Raw genomic sequence first — 4,053 nt, forward strand, 5'->3', positions numbered from 1 at the left:
GCGCGGGCCGGGGGCGGCGCCGTGCCGGCGCCGGGCGCTACTTGCGCAGGTCGGCGCCGTGCCGGGCCGCGGCGTCCGGGTGGCCGACGGCCAGGCCGCTGGAGGGGTCGAAGAAGTGCAGCCGGCGGGTGTCGACGGCGAGCTGCACGTTCTGGCCCGGGCGGACGTGCGAGCGGGAGTTGACCCGCGCCGTCCACAGCGCCTTGTTGTCCACCAGCGGGATCGCCATGTCGCCGTCGCCGTCGTCGTCGGCGGCGAGGTCGGCGGTGTCCTTGTGCTCGACCGGCGGGGCGTCGATCGTGAAGATCACGTTGATCTCGCTGCCCAGCTCCTCGGTGACGGTGCTGCGGGCCGCCAGCGGCGCCCACTCGGGCTTGGCGTGCGCGGCGTCCTCGAAGTCCGAGGGGCGGATGCCGAGGATGACCTTGCGGCCGAGGTAGTCCTGCAGGCCCGGCTTCTCAGTGAGCGTCGCGGCCGGCACCGGCAGCGTGTACCCGGCGAAGGAGACCTGCAGGCCGCCCTCGCCGGAGGTGAGGTCGGCGAGGACGAAGTTCATCGCGGGCGACCCGATGAACCCGGCGACGAACAGGTTGACGGGGTTGTCGAACAGCCGCTGCGGGGTGTCGACCTGCTGCAGCACGCCGTCGCGCAGCACGCACACCCGCGACCCGAGCGTCATGGCCTCGACCTGGTCGTGGGTGACGTACACGGTGGTGACGCCGAGCCGCTCGTGCAGCTGGCTGAGCGAGGCGCGCATCGACACGCGGAGCTTGGCGTCGAGGTTGGACAGCGGCTCGTCCATCAGGAACGCCTGCGGCTCCCGGACGATCGCGCGGCCCATCGCGACGCGCTGCCGCTGCCCGCCCGACAGCGCGGCGGGCTTGCGGGACAGGTACTGCTCCAGGCCGAGCATCTTGGCGGCCTCGCGGACCTTGGCCTTGATCTCCGCCTTCGGCGTGCCGCGCAGCTTGAGGCCGAACGCGAGGTTCTGCTCGACCGTCATGTGCGGGTAGAGGGCGTAGTTCTGGAAGACCATCGCGATGTCGCGGTCCTTGGGCGCCAGGTCGTTGACGACCTGGTCGCCGATGGAGATCTTCCCGCCGCTGATCTCCTCCAGCCCGGCGATCATCCGCAGCGCGGTCGACTTGCCGCAGCCGGACGGGCCGACCAGCACCATGAACTCGCCGTCCCGGATCTCCAGGTCGAGCCCGTCCACGGCCTTCACACCGCCGCTGTACACCTTGTCGACCCGGTCCAGCACGATCTTGGCCATCGGAACCCCTTTGGAAACGTTTCCATTACCCCCTGCCGAGCAGGGGTTTCATGTCGCTGAATGGAGTAAACATCATGGAATCGTTTCCATGGGAGCGCTCCGCCGGATAAGATCATCGAAACCGGGCGAAACGGGAGGTCGCGGGATGCGGCGGACGGCGACGATCAAGGACGTGGCCGCGGCGGCGGGCGTCGGCATCGCCACCGTGTCCCGGGTGTTCTCCGGCGGCTCGGTGAGCGCGGCCACCCGCGAGCGCGTGCTGGCCGCCGCCGGCGAGCTGGACTACCGCCCGAGCGCCCTCGGCCGCGGCCTCAAGCTGCGCCGCAGCGGCGGCATCGGGCTCATCGTCCCGGACGTCACCGACCCCTTCCGCGCCGAGCTGGTCGCGGGCGTGCTGGCCTGCGCCCGCAGCCTCGGCGAGCACGTCATCGTCGACGCCGCGCACGGCGACCCGGACCGCGAGGCCGAGATCGTGGAGCGGCTCGTCGAGCAGCGGGTGGACGGCGTCATCGCGGTGCCCGCCGGGGACGCGGCCGACTGGCGGGCCGCCGCCCGGGTCTGCTCCAGCGTCGTGTTCGCCGACCGGGTGCTGCCGGGCCTGCCGGACGTCCCGGCCGTGCTCGCCGACGACGCGGGCGGCGTGCGGGCCCTCACCGAGTACCTCGCCGGGCTCGGGCACCGGCGCATCGCCTTCCTCGGCGGCGCCCCCGGCGCCCCCGCCGGGGTGCGCGAGCGCGCGTTCCGCGGCGCCCTCGCCCAGCTCGGCATCCCGCTGGAGGAGGACCTGGTCGTCGCCGCCCGCCCGTCCCGCGACGCCGCCTATGCCGCCGCGGCCGGGCTGCTGCAGCGCCGCGCCGACGTCACCGCGGTCCTCGCCGCCGGGCACCTGCTCGGGGAGGCGGCCGTGCTGGTCGCCCGGGAGCTGGACCTGCGCGTCCCGGCCGACGTGTCGATCGCGATGATGGACGACGTGGCGTGGGCGGAGCTGTGCGACCCGCCGCTGACCGCCGTCGCCCGCTCCGGCCACGACATCGGCTACCGCGCCTGCGAGCTGCTGCTGCGCGAGCCCGCCCGGCGGGGCCGCGGCGGGCCGGTGCTGCTGCCGACCGAGCTGGTCGTGCGGGGCAGCTGCGGCCCGCTGCGCCCGTCCCGCCGCTGAGCCGCGCCGCCGGGCGCCGGGCGCCGGGCGGCGCCGAAACCGCCGGATCACTCCCGATCCGTGATCAATGGGGGCGCACGCACCGCCTCCGGCACGCTAGATTTCCCGCGTGGAGGAGATCGATCGTCAGATCATGGCGCTGCTCGCCGACGACGGGCGGATGAGTTTCACCGACCTGGCCAAGGAGACGGGCCTGTCGGTGTCGGCGGTGCACCAGCGCGTCCGGCGGCTGCAGAAGCGCGGCGCGATCAAGGGGTTCGCCGCGCAGCTCGACAGCCAGGAGATCGGGCTGCCGCTGACCGCGTTCGTGTCGATCAAGCCGATCGACCCGGCCGCGCCCGACGACGCCCCGGACCGGCTGTCGCACCTGCAGGCGATCGAGGCGTGCCATTCGGTCGCCGGCGACGAGAGCTACATCCTCAAGGTGCGGGTCGCGTCCCCGAACGAGCTGGAGGACCTGCTCCAGAAGATCCGCGCCGCCGCGAACGTCGCGACCCGGACCACGGTCGTGCTCAGCACCCCCTGGGAGTCGCGCCGCCCGCCGCTCTAGCGCGGCGCGAAGGCGTCCAGCGCGGCCAGGGCGCGGTCCAGGGACGCGCCCGGGTCGGCGTCCGGCCCGGTGACCCCGGGGTCGAAGTTCAGGTCGAGGAACACCTCGGTGACGCCCTGCCCGGCGAGCGCCTCCAGGTCGCCGCGGATCTGCGCGAACGACCCGGTGAGCGGGCGCCGGTCCGCCCCGTTCCCCGGCGGCGCGCCCGCGGGGCGGACCCGCACGGCGGCCCGGCACGCGAACCGCAGCGCGGACGCGTCCCGCCCCGCCCGCTCGGCGGCGTCCCGCACGACGGCGATCGAGCGGCCGATCGCGGTGGGGTCGGCGCGGCTGGAGCTGACCCAGCCGTCGGCGAGCCGCCCGGCGCGCCGCAGCGCGCCCTCGGACGCGCCGCCCAGCAGCACCGGCAGCGGGGACTGCGCCGGCGGCGGCTCCATGACCACCGGCGGGAAGTCGTAGAACTCCCCGTGGAACTCGGCCGGGCCGCCGCTCCACAGCGCGCGCAGCACGGCGAGGAACTCCTCCGCGCGGGCGCCGCGCCGCTCCATCGGCGCCCCGGCGGCGGCGAACTCCTCGGGCATCCAGCCGAGCCCGAGCCCGAGGTCGAGCCGCCCGCCGCTGACGCGGTCGAGGGTGGCGGCCTGCTTGGCCAGGACGGCCGGAGCGTAGAACGGCAGGTTGACGACGGCGACGCCGAGCCGGATCCGGTCGGTCCGCCCGGCGAGGTAGGCGAGCGTGACGAGCGGGTCGGGGACGCCCCGGTAGGTGCGGTCGGCGGAGCCGGCCGGGTTGAGCAGGCGCTGCAGCGTCCACACCGAGTGGTAGCCGAGCTCCTCGGCCCGCCGCGCGACCCGCACCTGGTTGTCCGGCGTGGCCCAGCCGCCCGCCCCCGGAACCGCGAACCCGATCAGCATCCCCCACCTCCCACGCCGAACCTTACAACGTCAAGCCCCCACCCCGAGCCACCCACCCCGTTGAGCTCGCCGTCCAGGGCGGGATGCTGTTCGCCGACCCGGACCCGCTGCTGCGCGCCGCCGGCGGGCTGCGCTCCGACCACCGCGAGGTCCTGCT

General features: G+C 74.8%; 4 protein-coding genes. 2 read left to right on the forward strand and 2 right to left on the reverse strand.

Annotation, left to right across the window (positions count from 1 at the left end; all coding sequences use genetic code 11):
* Positions 1-37: 37 nt before the first annotated feature.
* Positions 38-1,273, reverse strand: coding sequence for an ABC transporter ATP-binding protein (locus ABZ806_RS44900; protein ID WP_500226091.1), 1,236 nt, complete (start codon positions 1,271-1,273; stop codon positions 38-40).
* 145 nt (positions 1,274-1,418) lie between these two features.
* Here ABZ806_RS44900 and ABZ806_RS44905 point away from each other — a divergent pair, with 145 nt between their 5' ends.
* Both ABZ806_RS44905 and ABZ806_RS44910 read left to right on the forward strand, forming a co-directional pair.
* The gene (locus ABZ806_RS44905; RefSeq protein ID WP_500226092.1) at positions 1,419-2,432 is read left to right on the forward strand and encodes a LacI family DNA-binding transcriptional regulator; all 1,014 of its coding nucleotides are present in this window, start codon (positions 1,419-1,421) and stop codon (positions 2,430-2,432) included.
* Between the two features lie 109 nt (positions 2,433-2,541).
* Positions 2,542-2,982 carry an Lrp/AsnC family transcriptional regulator gene (locus ABZ806_RS44910; RefSeq protein ID WP_500226094.1) on the forward strand — a complete coding sequence of 147 codons (441 nt, stop codon included), beginning with the start codon at positions 2,542-2,544 and terminating at the stop codon, positions 2,980-2,982.
* On the opposite strand, the gene ABZ806_RS44915 is transcribed toward ABZ806_RS44910, so the two are convergent.
* A complete protein-coding gene (locus ABZ806_RS44915; protein ID WP_500226096.1) occupies positions 2,979-3,896 on the reverse strand; it encodes a TIGR03619 family F420-dependent LLM class oxidoreductase in 918 nt (305 codons plus the stop codon). The two genes, ABZ806_RS44910 and ABZ806_RS44915, sit on opposite strands and share 4 nt — an antisense overlap.
* Positions 3,897-4,053 lie beyond the last annotated feature (157 nt).

The organism is Spirillospora sp. NPDC047418 (assembly GCF_040643275.1).
In the GTDB taxonomy this organism is placed as follows: Bacteria; Actinomycetota; Actinomycetes; order Streptosporangiales; family Streptosporangiaceae; genus Spirillospora.